The organism is Aeromonas sp. HMWF014, assembly GCF_963878295.1.
GTDB lineage: Bacteria > Pseudomonadota > Gammaproteobacteria > Enterobacterales > Aeromonadaceae > Aeromonas > Aeromonas popoffii.
Genome location: NZ_CAWNYS010000043.1, coordinates 1 through 1,148, shown reverse-complemented (window position 1 = coordinate 1,148; position 1,148 = coordinate 1). Strand labels below are relative to the sequence as shown.

General features: G+C 64.6%; 2 protein-coding genes. Both read right to left on the bottom strand.

Annotation, left to right across the window (positions count from 1 at the left end):
* Positions 1-934 (bottom strand): TRC40/GET3/ArsA family transport-energizing ATPase (locus AAC083_RS01470; RefSeq protein WP_146181778.1); only part of this gene is annotated, 934 nt, incomplete at its 3' end.
* Between the two features lie 60 nt (positions 935-994).
* Positions 995-1,148 (bottom strand): arsenic metallochaperone ArsD family protein (locus AAC083_RS01465; RefSeq protein WP_146181777.1); only part of this gene is annotated, 154 nt, incomplete at its 5' end.

Genomic DNA, 1,148 nt, shown 5'->3' with positions numbered 1-1,148 from the left:
CAGGCTGGATACAGGATGGTGCAACAGGGGATAGCTCGGCCATCGCCGCTTGTTGCAGCAGTTGGCGCAGGCTCTCGACCCCCACCAGATTGGTAGCCAGCAACGGGATATGATCCTGCGCCAGCCCCTTGATCCCCTGCGGCATCTGGGCAAGGGCCTGTTGCTCACGCTGCCAGAGGGCCAAGGCGAGCGAGTCACCGGCAATGGCGTCCTCGGGAAAGAGGCCATTGATCACCAACTGCTGGTTTAACAAACCGATGGCGGCCAGCTCCTCGTGAGTGCGGGCCACTTCGCGCAGGGTTGAGTGTTGGGCGCGGGCCACCAAGACCAGTCGGGTCTGTTTCCCGTCTGCCAATGCGGCAACCGCCTCGGCATACTGGCTGCGCTGCTTAGCCAGCCCCGCCAGCGGACCAAGGCAGGAGGCATCCCCCTTGCCCTGCTCGAGAAATTCGCTCCAGGCCCCCGGCAGTTGCAGCAACCGGATGGTGTGGCCGGTGGGGGCGGTATCGAACACGATATGATCATATTCCGAGCGCAGCCCCTGGTCAGTGAGCAGGGCGGTGAACTCGTCAAAGGCGGCAATTTCAGTGGTGCAAGCGCCGGAGAGCTGCTCTTCTATGCTGCGCACCACGCTCTCAGGCAACTTGCCCCGCACCGGCCCGACGATCCGCTCCCGATAAGCCTTGGCCGCCGCAGGGGGATCTATCTCCAGCGCCGACAAGCCGGGCACAGCGGCGATGGCGGTGACGCGATTGCCAATCTCGGTGGCAAACACCTGCCCCACGTTGGAGGCGGGATCGGTACTCACCAGCAGCACCCGCTTGCCGACATCACAGAGGGCCACCGCACTGGCGCAGGCCAGCGAGGTCTTGCCCACCCCGCCCTTGCCGGTGAAAAAGAGAAAGGGGGGCGGATCGGTCAGAAACTGAAACATGACGAACTCCTGTCGACAGAGTGGCTAGCCCGGCTGGGCGATCTGGGTTGACTCAGGGGATCAGCAGCAACCGCTGCCGGAGCAGCAATCACCCTTGACGATCCCCTTGATCGCCGCCTGCGGCACGGGCAGACCCCCATAGCGGGCCAGCTCGCTGCGGCTCGGGTAGCGGCCGGTCAACACCACCTGCCCCTCCACCAGCACCAGCGGCAAT